Source organism: Campylobacter gracilis, from assembly GCF_001190745.1.
In the GTDB taxonomy this organism is placed as follows: Bacteria; Campylobacterota; Campylobacteria; order Campylobacterales; family Campylobacteraceae; genus Campylobacter_B; species Campylobacter_B gracilis.
This window is the reverse complement of sequence record NZ_CP012196.1, coordinates 887,205-904,293: the sequence shown is the minus strand read 5'-3', so window position 1 is coordinate 904,293 and position 17,089 is coordinate 887,205. Positions and strand designations below refer to the sequence as shown.

The 17,089-nt window shown below is 49.5% G+C and carries 17 protein-coding genes; 16 read left to right on the top strand and 1 reads right to left on the bottom strand.

Annotated elements, in window-relative coordinates; all coding sequences use genetic code 11:
• The first annotated feature begins 94 nt into the window (after positions 1-94).
• The 13 genes from nadE to cmoA all read left to right on the top strand — a co-directional run bounded on the left by nadE (position 95) and on the right by cmoA (position 13,825).
• The gene (gene nadE, locus CGRAC_RS04680; protein WP_005871850.1) at positions 95-898 is read left to right on the top strand and encodes an NAD(+) synthase; all 804 of its coding nucleotides are present in this window, start codon (positions 95-97) and stop codon (positions 896-898) included.
• A gap of 10 nt (positions 899-908) precedes the next feature.
• Positions 909-2,045: a DegT/DnrJ/EryC1/StrS family aminotransferase gene (locus CGRAC_RS04675; RefSeq protein WP_005871851.1), complete on the top strand. Its 1,137-nt coding sequence runs from the start codon at positions 909-911 to the stop codon at positions 2,043-2,045.
• Positions 2,038-3,144, top strand: a complete 1,107-nt coding sequence (locus tag CGRAC_RS04670; protein ID WP_005871852.1) for a tetraacyldisaccharide 4'-kinase — start codon at positions 2,038-2,040, stop codon at positions 3,142-3,144. The genes CGRAC_RS04675 and CGRAC_RS04670 overlap by 8 nt, the downstream gene beginning before the upstream one ends.
• Before the next feature lie 18 nt (positions 3,145-3,162).
• On the top strand, positions 3,163-4,020 hold the full coding sequence (gene argB, locus CGRAC_RS04665) for an acetylglutamate kinase (protein WP_005871853.1): 858 nt from the start codon (positions 3,163-3,165) through the stop codon (positions 4,018-4,020).
• Positions 4,021-4,140: 120 nt separating this feature from the next.
• Positions 4,141-5,682: a threonine synthase gene (gene thrC / locus CGRAC_RS04660; protein ID WP_005871854.1), complete on the top strand. Its 1,542-nt coding sequence runs from the start codon at positions 4,141-4,143 to the stop codon at positions 5,680-5,682.
• Positions 5,679-6,401, top strand: coding sequence for a 3-deoxy-manno-octulosonate cytidylyltransferase (gene kdsB / locus CGRAC_RS04655; RefSeq protein WP_005871855.1), 723 nt, complete (start codon positions 5,679-5,681; stop codon positions 6,399-6,401). Before thrC ends, kdsB begins: the two co-directional genes overlap by 4 nt.
• Positions 6,391-6,642: a hypothetical protein gene (locus CGRAC_RS04650; RefSeq protein WP_005871856.1), complete on the top strand. Its 252-nt coding sequence runs from the start codon at positions 6,391-6,393 to the stop codon at positions 6,640-6,642. The genes kdsB and CGRAC_RS04650 overlap by 11 nt, the downstream gene beginning before the upstream one ends.
• Positions 6,639-8,645 carry an NAD-dependent DNA ligase LigA gene (gene ligA, locus CGRAC_RS04645; RefSeq protein ID WP_005871857.1) on the top strand — a complete coding sequence of 669 codons (2,007 nt, stop codon included), beginning with the start codon at positions 6,639-6,641 and terminating at the stop codon, positions 8,643-8,645. Before CGRAC_RS04650 ends, ligA begins: the two co-directional genes overlap by 4 nt.
• The gene (locus CGRAC_RS04640) at positions 8,642-9,211 is read left to right on the top strand and encodes a hypothetical protein (protein ID WP_143297847.1); all 570 of its coding nucleotides are present in this window, start codon (positions 8,642-8,644) and stop codon (positions 9,209-9,211) included. Before ligA ends, CGRAC_RS04640 begins: the two co-directional genes overlap by 4 nt.
• Entirely contained in the window at positions 9,208-10,386 is a 1,179-nt protein-coding gene (locus tag CGRAC_RS11840; protein WP_005871859.1) for an SAM-dependent methyltransferase, read from the top strand. Before CGRAC_RS04640 ends, CGRAC_RS11840 begins: the two co-directional genes overlap by 4 nt.
• Complete coding sequence (locus CGRAC_RS04630) at positions 10,376-10,888, top strand: lipocalin family protein (RefSeq protein WP_005871861.1); 513 nt, start codon at positions 10,376-10,378, stop codon at positions 10,886-10,888. Before CGRAC_RS11840 ends, CGRAC_RS04630 begins: the two co-directional genes overlap by 11 nt.
• Complete coding sequence (locus CGRAC_RS04625) at positions 10,888-12,270, top strand: riboflavin kinase (RefSeq protein ID WP_005871864.1); 1,383 nt, start codon at positions 10,888-10,890, stop codon at positions 12,268-12,270. The genes CGRAC_RS04630 and CGRAC_RS04625 overlap by 1 nt, the downstream gene beginning before the upstream one ends.
• Positions 12,271-13,120: 850 nt before the next feature.
• A complete protein-coding gene (cmoA, locus tag CGRAC_RS04620) occupies positions 13,121-13,825 on the top strand; it encodes a carboxy-S-adenosyl-L-methionine synthase CmoA (protein ID WP_005871871.1) in 705 nt (234 codons plus the stop codon).
• A 465-nt stretch (positions 13,826-14,290) separates the two neighbouring features.
• Here the strand turns inward: cmoA and rpsO are convergent, their stop codons facing one another.
• Entirely contained in the window at positions 14,291-14,563 is a 273-nt protein-coding gene (gene rpsO, locus CGRAC_RS04615; RefSeq protein ID WP_005871877.1) for a 30S ribosomal protein S15, read from the bottom strand.
• Between the two features lie 104 nt (positions 14,564-14,667).
• On the opposite strand from rpsO, the gene CGRAC_RS04610 reads away from it, so the two are divergent.
• From CGRAC_RS04610 to CGRAC_RS04600, 3 genes are read left to right on the top strand one after another with little or no spacing between them, the layout of a single operon-like run.
• On the top strand, positions 14,668-15,081 hold the full coding sequence (locus CGRAC_RS04610) for an Rrf2 family transcriptional regulator (protein WP_005871879.1): 414 nt from the start codon (positions 14,668-14,670) through the stop codon (positions 15,079-15,081).
• Entirely contained in the window at positions 15,078-16,130 is a 1,053-nt protein-coding gene (locus CGRAC_RS04605) for a DHH family phosphoesterase (protein WP_005871880.1), read from the top strand. Before CGRAC_RS04610 ends, CGRAC_RS04605 begins: the two co-directional genes overlap by 4 nt.
• Positions 16,120-16,362 carry a hypothetical protein gene (locus CGRAC_RS04600; RefSeq protein WP_005871881.1) on the top strand — a complete coding sequence of 81 codons (243 nt, stop codon included), beginning with the start codon at positions 16,120-16,122 and terminating at the stop codon, positions 16,360-16,362. The genes CGRAC_RS04605 and CGRAC_RS04600 overlap by 11 nt, the downstream gene beginning before the upstream one ends.
• Positions 16,363-17,089: the final 727 nt, after the last annotated feature.

The window sequence follows — 17,089 nt, the reverse complement described above, 5'->3', positions numbered from 1 at the left end:
TAAATCCTCCTTTTAAGCTTAAATTAAAGCCGTAATTTAGCCAAAAATAGTTAAAATTCGCGCAATTTAACGTAAAATTTTAAGGCTAAATATTATGTTTTTGGACGATTTGCTGCCGCAACTGACCGATTTTTTATCGGAGAGACTCGATGAAACGGGCGCGGACGCCTTTGTAGTAGGCATCAGCGGTGGGCTTGACAGCGCCGTGGTTTCTGCGCTTTGTGCACTTACCGAGATCCCCACTTACGGGCTTATCCTGCCTAGCGCGGGTTCAAATTTAGAAAATATGGCAGACGGCATCTTTCACTGCGAATCCTTTAATATCCCCTACGAAATCCAAGAGATCGCGCCATTTGTAGAAAATTTTACCGCTTTAAATCCCGGTGCAAGCGCTCTTCGCATCGGAAATTTCGCCGCGCGCGTAAGAATGAGCTTGCTTTATGATTACAGCGTGGCTAAGCGTGGTGTAGTCGTAGGCACGAGCAATCTTAGCGAGAGGATGCTAGGTTACGGCACGATCTACGGCGATCTGGCCTGCGCGTTTAATCCGATCGGAGAAATTTTAAAAACCGATCTGTTTAAATTCGCAAAAATTTTATGCATAGACGATGCGATCATAAAAAAAGCCCCAAGCGCCGATCTATGGGAAAACCAAAGCGACGAGCGTGAGCTTGGATACAGCTACGAGATTTTAGATAGCGTGCTAAGAGATATTTTTTCACACGAAGCGTTGCGGATGAAATTTCGCTCAGGCGAGCGAATAAACGCAAACGATCTAAAATATCTGCAAAACTCGCGCCACAATCAAGAACTGGTGAAATTTGTCGTCCGTAGAATTCTTAAAAATAATTTTAAGCTTCGCGAACCCGCGGTCGCTCGCATAGAGCCTGCACACTAAGGAGAGATTTATGAAAGAGATACCGTTTTATAAGGCTCAAATCGATAAAAAAGAGGAAGACTTAATTAAAAGCGCCCTCTACAATAGCGATATAAGATATAGCGAAATTTTTGAAGAGGATATTTGCAAATACTTCGGCGTAAAGCATGCCATATCGACTACGAGCGGCACGACGGCGCTGCATCTGGCGCTTTGTGCGATGGATATTAAGCGTGGGGATAAAATTTTATGCTCCGTAAATTCCTTTCCCAACGTCGCCGAAGTGATCCGCCACTTCGACGCAGAGCCCGTTTTCGTAGACATCGATCCGATAAGCTTTAATATCACGAGCGAAAGCCTTGCTCGCACGATAGATCAGAACCGCCACAAAAAGCTAAAATGCGCTTTCATCTCGCACATCGCAGGACTTGCTGCGGATATAGACGCCATCAGCGAGGTCGCCAAAAGCGAAAATATCATCCTTATAGACGATGCGTGCCGCGCTATGGGCGCTACCTATAAAGGCGCAAAAATCGGAGCGCTTAAAAGCTCGCTCATATCGTGCTTTCAGATCAATCCTCAAGCGCAAGACGCGATCTCTACGGCGGGCTTTTTCGTTACGAACGACGATGAGATAGCAAGCGCCGCGCAAATTTTAAGAAACGGCGGCATCGTGGGAGACGCCTTTTACAAAGACGGCAATATGTCCTTTACCTACGACGTCGATCGCATCGGTCAAAAATACGATCTTAACGCTATAAATTCCGCCTACGCCATCGCTCAGTTTGAAAAAACCGACGCCTTTATAAAACGCCGCAAGCAGATCGCCGCAGCCTACCGCGAGCAGCTCGCAAACTGCCCGCACGTGACGCTTCCAAGCGATAGCGAGGAGCATATCTACACTCAATTCATCGTAAAGATCGACAAAAACCGCGACGATTTCGCCAAAGCGCTGATCGCGCGCGGAGTAAGCGTATCGCTGCACTACGTGCCGGTGCATCTGCTAAGCTACTACAAAAGCAAATATAATTACAAGGTCAATGACTTTCCGAATGCGCTTAAAAACTATCAGCAAATTTTATCCCTGCCGATCTACACGGCGCTTAGCGACGACGATGTGAGCTACATCTGCGAGCAGATCAAAGAGATAGCGCAAAATCGTGTTTAAACTCCTAATCGAGCGAAACTTATACGACCCGAGCCCCGCGTGGCTTGCGCTCGGAGTGATTTTAGCGCCGTTATCGCTGCTTTATACGCTTATCGTCTGCATAAAAAGGCTCTTTGCTAAGCCGCAAAAATTTAAAATTCCAATAATCAGCGTCGGAAATTTAACCCTCGGCGGCAGCGGAAAAACCCCGCTAGTGCGGGCGCTTTTTAAAGAATTTAACGGGGAGTTTAAAACCTGCATCATCCTTCGCGGATACGGGCGCAAAAGTAGAGGCTTGCTCGAAGTAGCTCTCGGCGGACGGATACTTTGCGACGTAGAGCAAAGCGGCGATGAGGCGATGGAATACGCGCTGTTTTTACGCGGCGCAAACGTAATCGTCAGCGAAGATCGCGCCGCAGGGATTTTGCGCGCGCAAACTCTCGGCTTTGAGCTGGTGATCTTAGACGACGGGTTTTCTAAATTTAATATCTCTAAATTTGATATCTTGCTGCGCCCGCAAAGTGCGCCGAAGCTGCCCTTTTGCCTGCCGTTCGCTGCGTATCGCTACCCGCCGTTTTTTTATAAATTTGCGGATTTCATACCCGCACCCAGCGATATTGCGCAGAGCTTTAAGATCGTTTCGGCAGCGGATCTGCAAAGTAAGCTAAACGGCGCGGATGAAATTTTAAATCCTGCGGATGAAATTTCAAATTTCGCCGCGGATAAAATTTCGGATTCAAATTTAAATCGCGCCGCGGATAAAATTTCGGATTTAAATTTGAAAACCGCCGAGGATAAAATTTCAAGCCCCAAAGAAGCGAGCTTTGAGAGATCCCGCACGATCTTAATCAGCGCTATCGCCAAGCCTTGGCGCTTAGAGCGATTTTTACCGCTCGCAAAAGCGCACGCCTTCTTTCCGGATCATTACGATTTCAAAAAAGAGCAGATTTTAGAGCTGCTAAGGCGCGAGGACGCGGAGCATATCCTATGCACGGCGAAAGATTACGTGAAATTGAGGGATTTGAGCGCGGAAATTTCGGTGATTTTGTTAAATTTGAAGCTAAGCGAAAACTTTATCCGCAAAATTCAAAACTACATAAACCAAGCTATGATAAAATAAAGTTTTTAAAGGAATTTTATGATAAAAAAGAGCAAAACCGCCGAAGTAATCATCTCCGCGCTGCCCTATATCCGTAAATTTAGAGATAAAATTTTCGTCGTCAAATACGGCGGCGCGGCGCAAACCGACGATGCACTCAAGCTTGATTTTGCCCGCGATATCGTGCTTTTGCATATGGTCGGCATCAAGATCATCGTCGTGCACGGCGGCGGCAAAAAGATCAATCAGACCCTGGATAAGATCGGCGTGCAGAGCGAATTTTGCGACGGGCTTCGCGTAACGAGTAAAGACGCGATCGAAATCACCGAGATGGTGTTAAGCGGCGCGGTAAATAAAGAGATCACGGCGCTTTTGAACCAAAATGGTGCGCCAGCGATCGGTATCAGCGGCAAAGACGGCGGGCTTTTGAGGGCAAAATTCCTCGATGAGAAAAAATACGGCTTCGTAGGCGAGATCACCGAGGTAAATACCAAGCTGATAAATGACCTGTTACAAAAGGACTATCTGCCGGTGATCGCCCCGCTTGCAGGCGGCGAGACGGACGAAAACGTGAGCTTTAATATCAACGCCGATCTCTGCGCTAGCAGGATAGCAGCCGCGCTAAAAGCGAGCAAGGCGATATTTTTAAGCGACATTGACGGAGTGCTCGATAAAGAGGGAAATTTAATCAGCAAGCTCGATGCCGCGCTCATTTCGAAGCTTAAAAAGGACGGCACGATCGCAGGCGGCATGATCCCAAAGGTAGATGCGTGCCTGCAATGCGTGCGAAACGGCGCAAATGCCGCGCATATCATCAACGGCAAAATTCCGCACTCGATCCTGCTTGAGCTTTTCACGGACGGCGGCATAGGAAGTTTGATAAAGGAAGAAATTTAGGCGTGAGCGGGGGGCAGCAGGCTTAAAACCGCAATGCCGCGAGCACGCGCAAAAAGTCCAAACGATCAAATTTAAAGCGCCTAGGCGGGCGTAAATTTTAAAATTTTAAAAAGGAAAAAGATGAAACTGGTTTCTACGAGAGATTTTTCGCAAAAAGCGGATCTTAGCTACGCGCTGCTAAATCCGAGCGCGCGCGGCGGCGGGCTTTTCAGCCCCGAGCGGCTGCCACTTTTGAGCGAGGATTTTTTTAAGCAGTGCGAGGATCTGAGCTACAAACAGATCGCGCTTAAAATCATCGAGAGCTTTGGTTTTGACGTAAGCAGCGAGATCTTTGAGAGCGCGCTAAGGCGCTACGATAAATTTGAAAATTCCGCCTGCCCCGTCCAGATCAAAAAGCTAAGCGAGAATGCCTATATTTTGGAGCTTTATCACGGCCCGACGCTTGCGTTTAAGGATATGGCGCTGCAACCTTTCGGCGCGCTTTTAAAAAGCATCGCAAAAGCTAGAAATGAAAAATTTTTAATAATGTGCGCTACGAGCGGCGACACGGGACCTGCGACGCTGGAGGCTTTTGCGGACGACGAAAACATCAAAGCGGTCTGCCTCTATCCGCAGGGCGGCACGAGCGAGATACAGCGCCAGCAGATGGTAAAGCAAAGCGCGGCAAATCTTAAAATTTTAGGCGTGCGCGGCAACTTCGACGATACGCAACGCGCGCTAAAATCACTGCTGGCTGACGAGGATTTCAAAAACGAGCTCGCGCGGGCAAATTTAAATTTAAGCGCCGCAAACTCGGTAAATTTCGGCAGGATTTTATTTCAGATCATCTACTACCTCTATGCTAGCATCTATTTCTCAAAGCACGGCGTATTGAGCCCCGAGCAAAATTTAAAGCAAAGCGATCAGTGCCAGGCGTGCGGCAAAAATTTTGGCGGCGCAGCGGGCGCAAATAGCGCGCAGAGCGCTAAATTTAACACTTTCGACGTCATAGTGCCTAGCGGAAATTTCGGTAACGCGTTGGGAGCGTATTTCGCAAAAAAAATGGGTGCAAAGATCGGCAAAATCAAGATCGCTTCAAACGCAAACAATATCCTGACCGAGCTTTTTACGCGCGGCATCTACGATCTACGAAATCGCGAGCTTATCCGTACGATCAGCCCTGCGATGGATATTTTGATTAGCTCCAACGTCGAGCGGCTGCTTAGCGATATGTTCGGCGATGCGCGCACGAGCGAGCTGATGCAGAGCCTGGCGCGAGATAAATTTTATAAGCTAGACGCAAGCGAGCTTGCGAAGCTGCGCGAGGTCTTCGAGGCGGATTTTTGCGACGATACGCAGTGCGCTAAGTTTATCAAGCAAGAAAGCAGCCGCGGCGTGCTGATCGACCCACACACGGCGACCTGCTTCAAGCTGCTTGACGAAAGCCGCCTAAATCTCGTCATCTCGACCGCAAAGTGGATCAAATTTACGCCGTCGATGATCGGCGCGATCAAAGGCAGAGCTTGCGAGGACGAACGAGCCGATATGATCGCGCTTTCGAAGGAATTTCGCAGCGACATTCCGCCGCAGATCTCGCGCCTTTTTAGCGCGCCGCAGGTGCATTCTAGCGTCGTGGAGCAAAGCGAGATCAAAAACGCCATAATGGAGTGGATCAAAAAATGATAGTAATCCCCGCGCGCCTTGCTTCGACGCGCTTTAAAAATAAAATTTTATGTGAGTTTGACGGCGTGCCGATGTTTATCAAAACGGCTCAAAATGCCGCCAAGGCAGACCGCGTGCTAATCGCCGTAGATGAGCCGCAAATTTTAAAGATCGCGCAAGATTACGGCTTTGACGCCGTTCTCACCGCGCGAGAGCATCAAAGCGGCACCGATCGCATCGCTGAAGCGGTCGCAAACGCGGCGCTTGCGGAGAACGAGATCATCATCAATATCCAAGCCGACGAGCCCTTTTTCGAGAGCGAAAATTTGATTAAATTTAAAGATTTTGCGCGCGAGAAGATCGCGCAAAAGGGCGCATTCATGGCGAGCTGCTACAAATACATAAGCCCTCAGGCGGCGGAGGATCCGAATTTAGTCAAGCTAGTGCTTGATAATGCGGGCTTTGCGATCTATTTTTCGCGCTCGCTCATCCCCTACCCGCGCGCGGCATGCGAGTGCTACCTCGGACACATCGGCATCTACGCATACAGCGTGCGGAATTTAAAGCGGTTTTGCGCCCTGCCCGCCTCAGCGCTGGAAGATACCGAAAAACTCGAGCAGCTTCGCGCCATAAGCGCAGGCGAAAAGATCGCGATGCTTGAGATCGAAACCAAAAGCATCGGCATCGATACGCCGGCTGATTACGAACGCGCGCTAAAGGAGTTTGGCAATGAAATTTGATCGCGCCTTTTTAAGCACGAAATTTAAAGCGAGCAGGCTACGCGACATAAAATTTAACGATAACGAGCTGCTGCGCAACGCGGAATTTAACTCTGCGCGCGGCATTAAATTTAAAACTAACGAGCCGCTCGGCGCAGTGTTTGGGGCACAGGGGCCTGCCGCGGAGCGTAAAATTCTAATGCGACGTAAAATTTCAGCGGCGCGCGGAATTTTAAAATTTAAAGATGCGAGCGCAAGATGAATTACGATGAATACAGATCCGCAGTAGATACGCTAAATGCGTGGGCGCGGGCATATTACACCGACGATCGGCCGATCGCAAGCGACGAGGAGTACGACGAGCTTTATTCGCAAGCGGAGAAATTCGAGGAGCAAAACCCCGAGCTAGCGCTGTCCTACTCGCCCACAAGGCGCATAGGAGGCGCGATCAGCGAGGGCTTTTCTAAGCTCGCTCACGGCGCGCAGATGTGGTCGATGGAGGATATTTTCGACGATGCGGATCTTTTGGCGTGGCTAGCTCGCGGCGAGAAGAGCGGCGCACAGTTTTACGTCGAGCCGAAATTTGACGGCGCGAGCTTAAATTTGACCTACGAAGGCGGCGTGCTAATAAGCGCGGCGACGCGCGGCGACGGGCTTATAGGCGAGGACGTGACGCAAAACGCAAGAGCGATCAAATCGGTGCCGCTACAGATCCCCTACGCGGGAAGGATCGAGATCCGCGGCGAGACGCTGATCGCAAAGAGCGATTTTGACGCGCTAAACGACGAGCGCGCCGCAAACGGCGAGAGCCTGTTTTCAAACCCGCGCAACGCCGCCGCGGGAAGCCTGCGCCAGCTGGATAGCGCGATCGTAGCGAAGCGGAAGCTAAAATTTATCCCGTGGGGAGTGGGCGAGCATTCCTTAAGTTTTGCGCTGCACTCGCAGATAATGGAGTTTGTGCGCAGTCTCGGCTTTTTGCGCGATGAGTTTTGCCGCATCTGCAAGAGCGCAAGCGAGATCAGGGCTGCGTACGAGGCGCTGCATAGCATGCGCGCGAGCAAAGATCTGATGCTAGACGGCATGGTAATCCGCGTAAACGAGCTTTCAAAGTGCGCGCAGATGGGCTATACGGTGAAATTTCCGCGCTTTATGGTCGCGTATAAATTCCCCGCGGTCGAAAAGGTAACGCGGCTGCGCGAGATCAATCTGCAGGTCGGCCGCACTGGCGCGGTCACCCCCGTAGCCGTCGTATATAGCGTAAATATCGACGGCGCGAACGTTTCAAACGCGACGCTTCATAATTTCGACGAGATCGCGCGGCTGGGGCTGATGAAAAATGACTTCGTAGGCATCATCCGTAGCGGCGACGTGATCCCGAAGATCACGAGCGTTTATAAACAGCGCAGAGACGGCACGCAGAGTGAAATTTCGCGCCCCGATCGCTGCCCGGTTTGCGGCGAGAAGTTACTTGACGAAGGCGCGCTCATAAAGTGTCAAAACCTCGATTGCAAGGCGCGCGTGATAGGCTCGTTGATCTATTTCTGCTCCAAAAAATGCATGAATATCGAAGGGCTAAGCGATGCGACGATCACGCAGCTTTTTGAAAGCGGCAAAATTTCAAAGATCGGTGACATTTACGCTCTCGGCGCGCAGGATTTGGCGGATCTTGAGGGCTTTGCGGATAAAAAAATTTCAAATCTTTTGGGCGCGATAAATGCGAGCAAAAACGCGCCGCTTGAGCGCTTCATCGCCTCTTTGGGGATCGAGCACATCGGCGAGGTAGCCGCGCGCAAGATCGCCGCGGCATTCGGGCAGGATTGGCTGGATGCGAGCGAGGATGAAATCCTGCGCCTGGAGGGCTTTGGAGAGGCGATGGCAAGGAGCCTAGCGGAGTTTTGCAAGATAAATCGCGAAAAAATTCTAAATCTAAGCGAAATCATCGCGCCGCGCGCACCCCAAATGCAGACCGTCAAAAGCGCTTTCACAGACCGCAGCGTCGTCATCACCGGCACGCTCAGCCGTCCGCGCGACGAGTTTAAGGCCAAGCTTTTGGCAATGGGCGCCAAGGTGCAGGGCTCGGTATCTGCCAAGACCGACTTCGTGCTTGCAGGCGCAGAGGCGGGCTCCAAACTGCAAAAAGCTCGCTCGCTTGGCGTGCGGGTGATCGACGAGAGCGAGTTTGAAGCGCTCGCGAGCCTGGCGACGCTCGGCGCAAATCCACCCGGCAAGAGCGAGCCTGAAGCGCTCGCGGGGAGCAGCAAGTGAAGGTTTTTTGTTTGGTGCCGAACCCGCACGCAAACGGCACGGGGTTAAATTTTAAAAGCAATCTCCGTCCTGCGGCGCTTGCGTGTTTTACGAAGCGCGAGAATTTTAAAAATTTTGTAGCGCACGAGCAAGCGGCAAGAGCAACAAATCGAGCGGCCGCTGCAAGATCGCTGGGCTCTAAGGCGTGCGTAAAAACGGCAAACAGGGAGGCGGTCTCTGCGAGGTGCGCGGGCTCCGCTTGCCGCGGCGCTAAGACGGCGGGCTCGATGTCGATAGATGCGGCTGCAAGTAAGAATATCTCAAATCTTACGCCGCTCAAACACTGCACCGATAGGAAAAATTTTAAAATTTCCGCTAGTGGCAAGATAAAATTTGCAACGCACGGCGAGCAGAAATTTACAATGCGCAGTATGGCTAAATTTGCGGCGCGGCGCGGGCTAAAATTTGAGCCTTGCGGCGCTGCTGCCCGCAACTTTGCTATGCGCGATAAAATTTTAAGCTCAAGGCTGCACAAAAACTGCGTAAGCTTTAAAATTTCACCGCCGCGCGGAGAAAAGACAAAATGAGATTTGATCTGCTCGTCGCAAACACTCTTAAAATCAGTAGAAATCAAGCTGCCGCACTGATAAAACAGGATAAAATTTTGCTGCGAGGCGCCGTGCAAAACAGACCCTCTGCGCAGATCGCGCCCGAGCAGAGCGGCGAAATCAGCGCGATTGATCAAATTTACGTAAGCAGGGGCGCGCTCAAGCTTGCGGGCTTTTTGGACGAGCTCGCTGAAAACGGGCTTTTGGCAAGCTGCGGTGCAAATTTACCTAGCGCGGCGGCAGAAATTTTAAAGCCGCACAGCGGCGCAAAAAGCGCAGATAGCAAAGCGGCAGCGACACAAAAGGCGGGCGCAGTAACGACGCAAATTTCAAGCGCAGATTTTGCGGCTACGGATAAAATTTTGAGCGCAGACGAAGCGACTAAAATTCCAAGCGCAACGGCGACAAAGATCGCAGAAACAAATACTAAGGCGATTCGTAACGCAAAAACTAGCGCCGATACGGCTGTGCTTCTACAAACCGGTGCAGACAAGCAAACAGTGGAATTTTTGCAGACGGGCAAAGGCGCCGAGATGGCAGAGATTTTAAATGCGGCGAAAGCCTCTAAATCGGGCGGCAAGGCGGGCGTGTGCCGCAGAGAAAGCAGCACAGGGGCGATACAAACAAAGCCCTCGCAAAAAGACATTTTAAATTTAGCGGGAGCCGATGTTTTGGACGTGGGCAGCAGCACGGGCGGGTTCGTGCAAATTTTATTGCAGTGCGGCGCAAAGAGCGTGACCGCGCTTGACGTCGGCAGCTCGCAACTAAGCGAAATTTTGCGGCGCGATCCTCGCGTGATCGTGCGCGAAAATACCGACATCAGGGAGTTTGCAAGCGAGAAGAAATTTGATCTCATCACCTGCGACGTGAGCTTCATATCGCTAAATTTGATCCTAAAAAGCCTCGCGAGCCTCGCCAAAAACGCTCTCATCGTGCTATTTAAGCCGCAATTTGAAGTCGGTGCGGAGATCAAGCGAAATAAAAAAGGCGTGCTTAAGGACGAAAAAGCAGTGCGCGCCGCACGGGCGAAATTTGAGCAGCTATGCGCCGAGCTGGGACTTGCTGTGCTACACGCTAGCGCCTGCAAAATCACGGGTAAAGAGGGAAATAGGGAATTTTTCTATCTTCTAAAAAGGATGAACGATGAAATTTAAAAACTTAATTATATTGGCGTTTTGCGCGCTATTTTTGGGCGCATGCGCCAAAAGCCTGAGCCCGAAAGCGCCGCTGGTAAAAAATTTCGACATCGCTAAATTTAGCGGCGGCTGGTATGAGATCGCCCGCATGAAGGGCGGCGGCGAGCTGCAAAACACCGCGTACGAGTGCTTTATCGATAAAAACTCCACGATCAATCTTCTAAAAACCGCCAAAACAAGCTCTGGCAAAATCGAAAACGAGCAGCACGTGTTGGAGTTTGCGGGCGATAAAAGCGTAGGCCTGCTCTATCAAAAAGGTTTGATTTCCGACTCCCTCTACCGCGTGGCGCAGGTCGACGGCGACTATCGCTACGCCCTGATCTTCGGCGCCGATACGAGCGAGCTTTACATCCTCTCGCGCACCAAAACCTTGCCTGAGCCGATCCGCATCCTATATCTAAAAAAGGCGAAGCATAGCGGTTACGACACCAAAAAAATCATCTGGACGAAGCAGCAATAATGGCTAATCAAAAATCATGTAAAGACCATACAAAGGCTTCGCTGCGGAATTTTAAAGAGCAAAATTTTGTAGCGCAGAATTCCAGCTTGCAAAATTTTACGGAACGAAATTCCACAAGCAATGGGGGAAATTCATCTAAAAGTATCGAACACCCGAAGCAAGAGCTACGCGAAAACAAAACCGGCGATGCACACCGCGCAGATGAAGCAGATACTGACGCCGCTTGCAGTAACGAAACGGCTTATGGCAGCACTTGCGACAATGGTGTAGACGCGCAAGCCCAGGGCATGCTTCCTGCTTGTGCGGAAGTACTACGCGCGCGCCTAAGCGAGCAGTTCACACGTGGCGAGTTTTTCGCAACGTTACAAGGCGCAAACCGCGAGGAGGTTCGCGCCGTAGCGATCGGTAACTTCGACGGCATGCACCTTGGACATCAAAAATTATTTGAAAATTTAGGTGAGCACGGCGCAATAATCGTAATCCTAGCAGGTGGTGGCACGAAGCTCACCCCTTTTGCGTCGCGGCAGGCTTTTACGGACAAAAAGATTTTTTATTGCGATCTGCGCGCGATCAAAAGCCTTAGCGGAGGCGAATTTATCGCACTTTTAAGGCAGAATTTCATAAATTTACAAAAAATTGTCGTAGGCGAGGACTTTAGATTTGGGCGCGATAGGGCGTGGGACGTGGAGTTTTTAAGGCGCGAATTTCGCGGGCGAACCTGCGTCGTAGGAGAGTTTTGCTTAAGCGGTGGCGGCGTGCATTCAAGCAGGATCAAGGAGCTTTTATCGCGCGGCCGGTGCGAAGAGGCGGCGGAGCTTTTAGGGCGAGATTACGAGATCTGTGGGCGGATCGTGCGCGGTCAAGGGCGCGGGGCGCGAGAGTTCGTAGCGACGCTAAATCTTGATGCGAGCGGCTATTTTATGCCAAAAAGCGGCGTGTATGCGACCCTGGCGCGCGCCGAAAGCAAGGAATTTGCAAGCGTGAGCTTCTTGGGGCACAGGCTCAGCACCGACGGAGCTTTTGCGCTTGAAACGCACATTTTAGGGGACTTTGCAGGCTTTGAGGTGGGTTTAAATTCCGCGCAAGATCACGCGCCGTGCTGCGGGGGGCAAACTGCACATTCTGCGCGAAATTTAGATGAAATTTCGGCGTGTAATTCAGTAGAAATTTCTACACAAAATTTTGCGGCGAGCGAGAGCTTGAGGGCCAAAAATAAAAATTTAGAGGCTGTGGACAAAAACGGCGGCGTGAAATTCGTCTGCGTGAAATTTATAAAGTTCCTGCGCGAAAATCAAAATTTTACCGACCTAGCGCAGCTTAAAGAGCAGATTTTAAAAGACGCTTCAGAGGCGGAGGCGGTACTGCGAAGCTATAAATTTTAATCTACGGCTTGTAAGCTTAAAGATGAAATTTGCGGGCTGTGTGCTTGAAATTTGATGTGTCTGCCCGCGTTTTGCATCTACGGCGCATTAAATGAGCCGTCCGCGTCGTCCCGTATAAAAGTCGTGCGCCCGTTGTCACTGAGAATACTTGGTCACCGCCTGTAGGGCTTTAACGCACCTTGGGCTTGGGCTTATGTAAGGCGAGGTAAGTGTCAGCTGCACCGAGAATCAAGGGCAATAAAAAATCTTAGTTGCGCTGTGAAGCTTTAAAATTTAGCAGGGCCGCCGCTAAGTAAGAGTCGAGAGCGGCTAAATTATACGCATAGTCAAACGTAAATTTTACCAAGCGCCTCCATTTACGGCGCATAAAATCGCAAAATGGGCGCGAAATTCTACTAATGGAGCTTTGGCTATGCTTTTAGTTTAAGTTCGTAATTAAAGAATTTAAAGGAGCTGTTTTGGCAGTGCGAGATTTGGCGGCGTAAAATTTAATGCTGAGAAATTCTAAGCCCGCTAAATACAGCGCAAAATTTTAAGGATGTATTTGCGCGGCGCGGAATTTTAGGGCGTGTCAAGCAAGGCGCGAAATTTAATCATGCATCGAGCGTATCTGGGCTAGAAGTTGGGCGCAAACTGGGATGCAGCTCGCTCGCATTAAAAGCGCTCATGCTGCGTTTAAAATTTAGGTATGCTTACACGCGGGGCAAACTAAGCGCAAAAATTCCATGCGTAGCGGTCGCAAATCGAGTGTTGCGCAAGTGCAGGAAGCACGGTGTGAGAATTCTGCGCTTAGCATAAGCAGGAAGTATAAATCGAGTGCTGCGTAAATAGCAAAACTAAAAGGAAATGGATGAAAGACGAAATTTTTAAAGAGCCTATCAAAAAACAGTTTGAGTTTGACGCCAGCGTCGCGTCGGTTTTTGATGATATGATCGGGCGCAGCGTGCCGTTTTATGAGGCTAGCACGCGGCTTAGCAGCGAGCTTTTAGCGCGGATACTGCCGCAAAATGCCCGCGTGATTGATCTTGGCTGCTCGACTGCGACCGCGCTACTGGCGCTGTTTGCGCTACGCTCCGATCTGCGGCTGTGCGGCATCGACAGCTCGGAGGCGATGATACAAAACGCCCGCGCTAAGGCGGCGGCGTTCGGCGCCAAGCTCGAGCTTAGCGTATCGGACGTGCTGGATGCGAGCCTCGCGGACTGCGACGCCGTGATTTTAAACTACACCCTGCAGTTCATCAGGCCGCCGCGCCGCGCCGCGCTCGTGAGTAAAATTTACGACGGATTGCGCGAGGGCGGGGTTTTGATCTTTAGCGAAAAGATCGTCTACGAAGAGCCTGCGCTCGCGCGTCAGATGATCGAAATTTACGAGGATTACAAGCGCGCACAGGGCTACTCGCGCTACGAAATCGCGCAAAAACGCGAGGCGCTTGAAAACGTGCTCGTGCCCTACACCGAGGCGGAAAACCGCGCCTTGGCGCTAAGCGCGGGCTTTAAGCGCGTCGAGAGTATCTTTAAATGGGCGAATTTTATGAGCTTTGCGGCGTTTAAATGAAAGTTCAAATTGCAAGAAGCAAAATTATTTTTAAAAAATTCCAAAAAACGGAATTCTACGAGCCGCCCTATTTTTGGCGGCATGGTAAAAGCTTCATCTAAACTCTTTGGAATTTGACAATTAAATTTTGATGCAGATTGGATGATTCAAACAGCGCGAATGTATAATTCTGGCTGCACGCAAGACGGCGCAGATAAAATTTATCGCCGTTTGTAATTTCAAAATTCCGTCGTGGATGTGAACTGCGCAAATTATTAGAATTCGGCAAAATTTCAAAAATTCTATGAAATTTTAAAATTTCATAATCCAAGCAGAATTCATAAATTTTACAAAATTCTCAAAAAATTCAAAAATTGAAAAAGTGTGGCTGTCTAAATTTCGAGCATAAAAAAAGCGTCCGCCGTTTGGCGGATGCCGTGTATAAGTCGCGACGGACAAAATAAACGCCGCCGCGAGTAAAGGAGCTTATTTATCTCTTAAATTTAACTCGCTAACGAGCTTGGAGTAAACTGCGTAGTCTTTGTTTTTAAGATATTTCATCATTCTTTTGCGCTGACCTACTAGCTTTAGTAGTCCTAAGCGAGATGAAAAATCTTTCGGATTTGCTTGCAAATGAGTGGTAAGAAGCGTGATCCTCTCGGTAAGAAGCGCGATTTGCACCTCCGCAGAGCCCGTATCTTTCTCTCTTCTAGCGAATTTCGCAACTATCTGTGCTTTTTGAGCCGTGTCTAAAGCCATGATGACCTCCTGATCGGTAAAATAGGAAGCGATTATACTTAATTAACCTAAATTTTTGCTTTCTTTGTGTAAAATGCACGCTTTGACACCAAAGGAGAAAATAAATGCTTTTTACAAAAGCAAGCGAATACGCCCTACTTTCAATGATCTGCATCGCGGGTAAGGAGGAATCGATGGATGTCGATTCGATCTCTAGCGAGCTTGGAATTTCACGCAGCTTTTTGGCTAAAATTTTACAAAATTTAGCTCGCGCGGGACTTTTGAATTCCTTCAAAGGCGCCAAGGGCGGCTTTGTGCTCGCGCGCAATGCGGATAAGATCACGCTAAGCGAGATCATCAAAAGCGCCGAAAGACGCAAGGCGACGGTGTTTGACTGCACCGCCGAGGGGATCGACGCCTGCCCGAACGGTCGCACGCTATGTCGCGTCAATCTAATGTTTGGCGAACTTCAAGAGAAAGTCGATGAGTATATGGATACGATCACGCTAGCAGACATTATCGGCAAAGAGCGCAAATGAAAATATATCACCTAAGCCACACCGATCTAGACGGCTACGGCGCGCAGTTCGTCGCAGCGCACTATTTGACGGATGTGGAATTTTTTAACGCCAACTACGGCAAGGAGATAAACGAAAAATTTGATCTCATCCTCGCTCATATCGACGAGCGGCTCGCCGTAGACGCGGACGAGAAAAGCCTGGTTTTAATCACCGATCTAAATTTACTGTCCGCGCAGTGCGAGAAATTTAGCGGCGAGATAGCCCGTCGCAACGCCCGCGTGATCCTTTTAGATCATCATCAAAGCGGGCTTGAGTGCGCGAAAAAATTCCCGTGGTATTTTTTGGATTCATCGCGCTGCGCCACGAAGATCACCTATGATTTTTTCAGTGCGATGTTCGGCGGTTCGCCGCGGCTGGATAAGCTCGTGCGCGTCGTAAACGCCGTGGACATCTGGCTGAAGGATGAAAGCGAGTTTGAGCTCGGCAAGGTCTGCCTCGGCATGGTCTCGGGCGCGAAAGAGATCAATAAGATCATGTTTGAGCGGGAGAGTAGGGATTATATCTTTTTCTTGTTAGAAAAAATTTTTAAATTTCAAGACGAGCCGAGCGCACACATCGCGCTAGATAGCGCACTGCACGGCATAAAGAAAGAATTTTTTAAAATCGAGCGCGACGATACGCTAAGCAATCTCGTTTCGCACTTCGTAGTCGATCGCCTAAGCGCCCAAAAGCAGCGCTTTGAGATCAGATATCTCGATAAAAAGGGCATTTTGACCTACAATATCGGCAACGTAAGCGTCATCGGCAACGATTTTTTGACACAGAACCCCGATGTCGATTTTTTCATCGACGTAACGAGCAAAAAAACGCTCAGCTTTCGCGCCGACGGCAAGATCGACGTAAGCGAAATGGCAAAGCTGCTCCTCGGCGGCGGCGGGCACGTAAACGCGAGCGGCGGGATGTTTGCGGGCTTTAAGGACGCGAGCTCATACGAAGCCGTAAAGGCGCAAATCGTGGATCTAATCGAGAAAAAAACTCAAATTTCAAAGGAAGAAGATGAAAAATAATGACGAAAAAATCGCTGAGCAAGACCTCATCTACGAGATCAATATCCTGCTTGACGCGATGCTGCTTTATGCGGGCGTGAGACGCGAGCGGCTAGCCGATGCGGCGCAGCTGTATATCGAAAACATCGATACGGTGCTTGCGAACTCTGACGCTAGCGGCGCGGACGAGGTGATCGCCGTGGTCGAGTTTTTGCGCGACAAACACGCGGAGCTATTTGAAAATAAGGGCTAGCTCGCGAAATTTTAAGCGAAATTTTGCGAGCTAGAATTTTACTAAGCGCAAACTATGCGAAGTAAAATTTCATTTAGCGCAGAAATTTACGGAGCGAGAAATCCGCGAGATAAAATTTTGCGAAATAGAATTTCTAAAATGCGGAATGCGGAATTTTGCGGACTTAGGCTCAAAATTTTAAAATTTAGCAGGCAGGCTTTGCAAATAAAATTTTAAGGCATGGGGCTGCAGAATTTTGTTTTAAAATTTTATGCCGTCAAACAAGAGCAAAATTTCAAGGCTTAGAATTTACGCTAAGAAATTCCGCGCAATAGCAAATTCGAAATTTTAAGTGCATTTTGCGGCATGGAATTTTGTAAAAAATTTTAGACAACGCGGGATGGCTCTGCGTAAAATTCTAATCTAGGCTTCGCGCGGAATTTGCATCAAAACTCCGCGCGGAATTTTGCGCTCAACTAAAGCGCAAAATTCAAATATAAAGGCGCACTTTCCGCTTGCCAGTGTGGCGCGAAGAGTGCGCAGATCGTGGATTTTAAATTTAAAAACACGATTCTGCCGTCTAAGATCAAAGAAATGGCGTAGCGTCTAAGCTTGCTGAAATGACAAAGCTCGCTTTGAAAGGAAGGGAGAATTTTATCTGCAAAAGCGCAGAGATGGCATTTTAAGATACTTTTGTCATTTCTAAGAGAAAAAGATCCGCGCCGGAAGCTTTTAAGCAAGCGCGCTT

Excerpts from the sequence above, each read along its gene's own strand:
- CGRAC_RS04650 (WP_005871856.1), top strand. The coding sequence starts at position 6,391 with ATGAAATTTGATCGCGCCTTTTTAAGCACGAAATTTAAAGCGAGCAGG.
- thrC (WP_005871854.1), top strand. The coding sequence starts at position 4,141 with ATGAAACTGGTTTCTACGAGAGATTTTTCGCAAAAAGCGGATCTTAGC.
- argB (WP_005871853.1), top strand. The coding sequence starts at position 3,163 with ATGATAAAAAAGAGCAAAACCGCCGAAGTAATCATCTCCGCGCTGCCC.
- CGRAC_RS11840 (WP_005871859.1), top strand. The coding sequence starts at position 9,208 with ATGAGATTTGATCTGCTCGTCGCAAACACTCTTAAAATCAGTAGAAAT.
- ligA (WP_005871857.1), top strand. The coding sequence starts at position 6,639 with ATGAATTACGATGAATACAGATCCGCAGTAGATACGCTAAATGCGTGG.
- CGRAC_RS04610 (WP_005871879.1), top strand. The coding sequence starts at position 14,668 with ATGCTTTTTACAAAAGCAAGCGAATACGCCCTACTTTCAATGATCTGC.
- CGRAC_RS04630 (WP_005871861.1), top strand. The coding sequence starts at position 10,376 with ATGAAATTTAAAAACTTAATTATATTGGCGTTTTGCGCGCTATTTTTG.
- kdsB (WP_005871855.1), top strand. The coding sequence starts at position 5,679 with ATGATAGTAATCCCCGCGCGCCTTGCTTCGACGCGCTTTAAAAATAAA.
- rpsO (WP_005871877.1), bottom strand. The coding sequence starts at position 14,563 with ATGGCTTTAGACACGGCTCAAAAAGCACAGATAGTTGCGAAATTCGCT.
- CGRAC_RS04605 (WP_005871880.1), top strand. The coding sequence starts at position 15,078 with ATGAAAATATATCACCTAAGCCACACCGATCTAGACGGCTACGGCGCG.
- cmoA (WP_005871871.1), top strand. The coding sequence starts at position 13,121 with ATGAAAGACGAAATTTTTAAAGAGCCTATCAAAAAACAGTTTGAGTTT.
- CGRAC_RS04625 (WP_005871864.1), top strand. The coding sequence starts at position 10,888 with ATGGCTAATCAAAAATCATGTAAAGACCATACAAAGGCTTCGCTGCGG.
- CGRAC_RS04675 (WP_005871851.1), top strand. The coding sequence starts at position 909 with ATGAAAGAGATACCGTTTTATAAGGCTCAAATCGATAAAAAAGAGGAA.
- nadE (WP_005871850.1), top strand. The coding sequence starts at position 95 with ATGTTTTTGGACGATTTGCTGCCGCAACTGACCGATTTTTTATCGGAG.
- CGRAC_RS04600 (WP_005871881.1), top strand. The coding sequence starts at position 16,120 with ATGAAAAATAATGACGAAAAAATCGCTGAGCAAGACCTCATCTACGAG.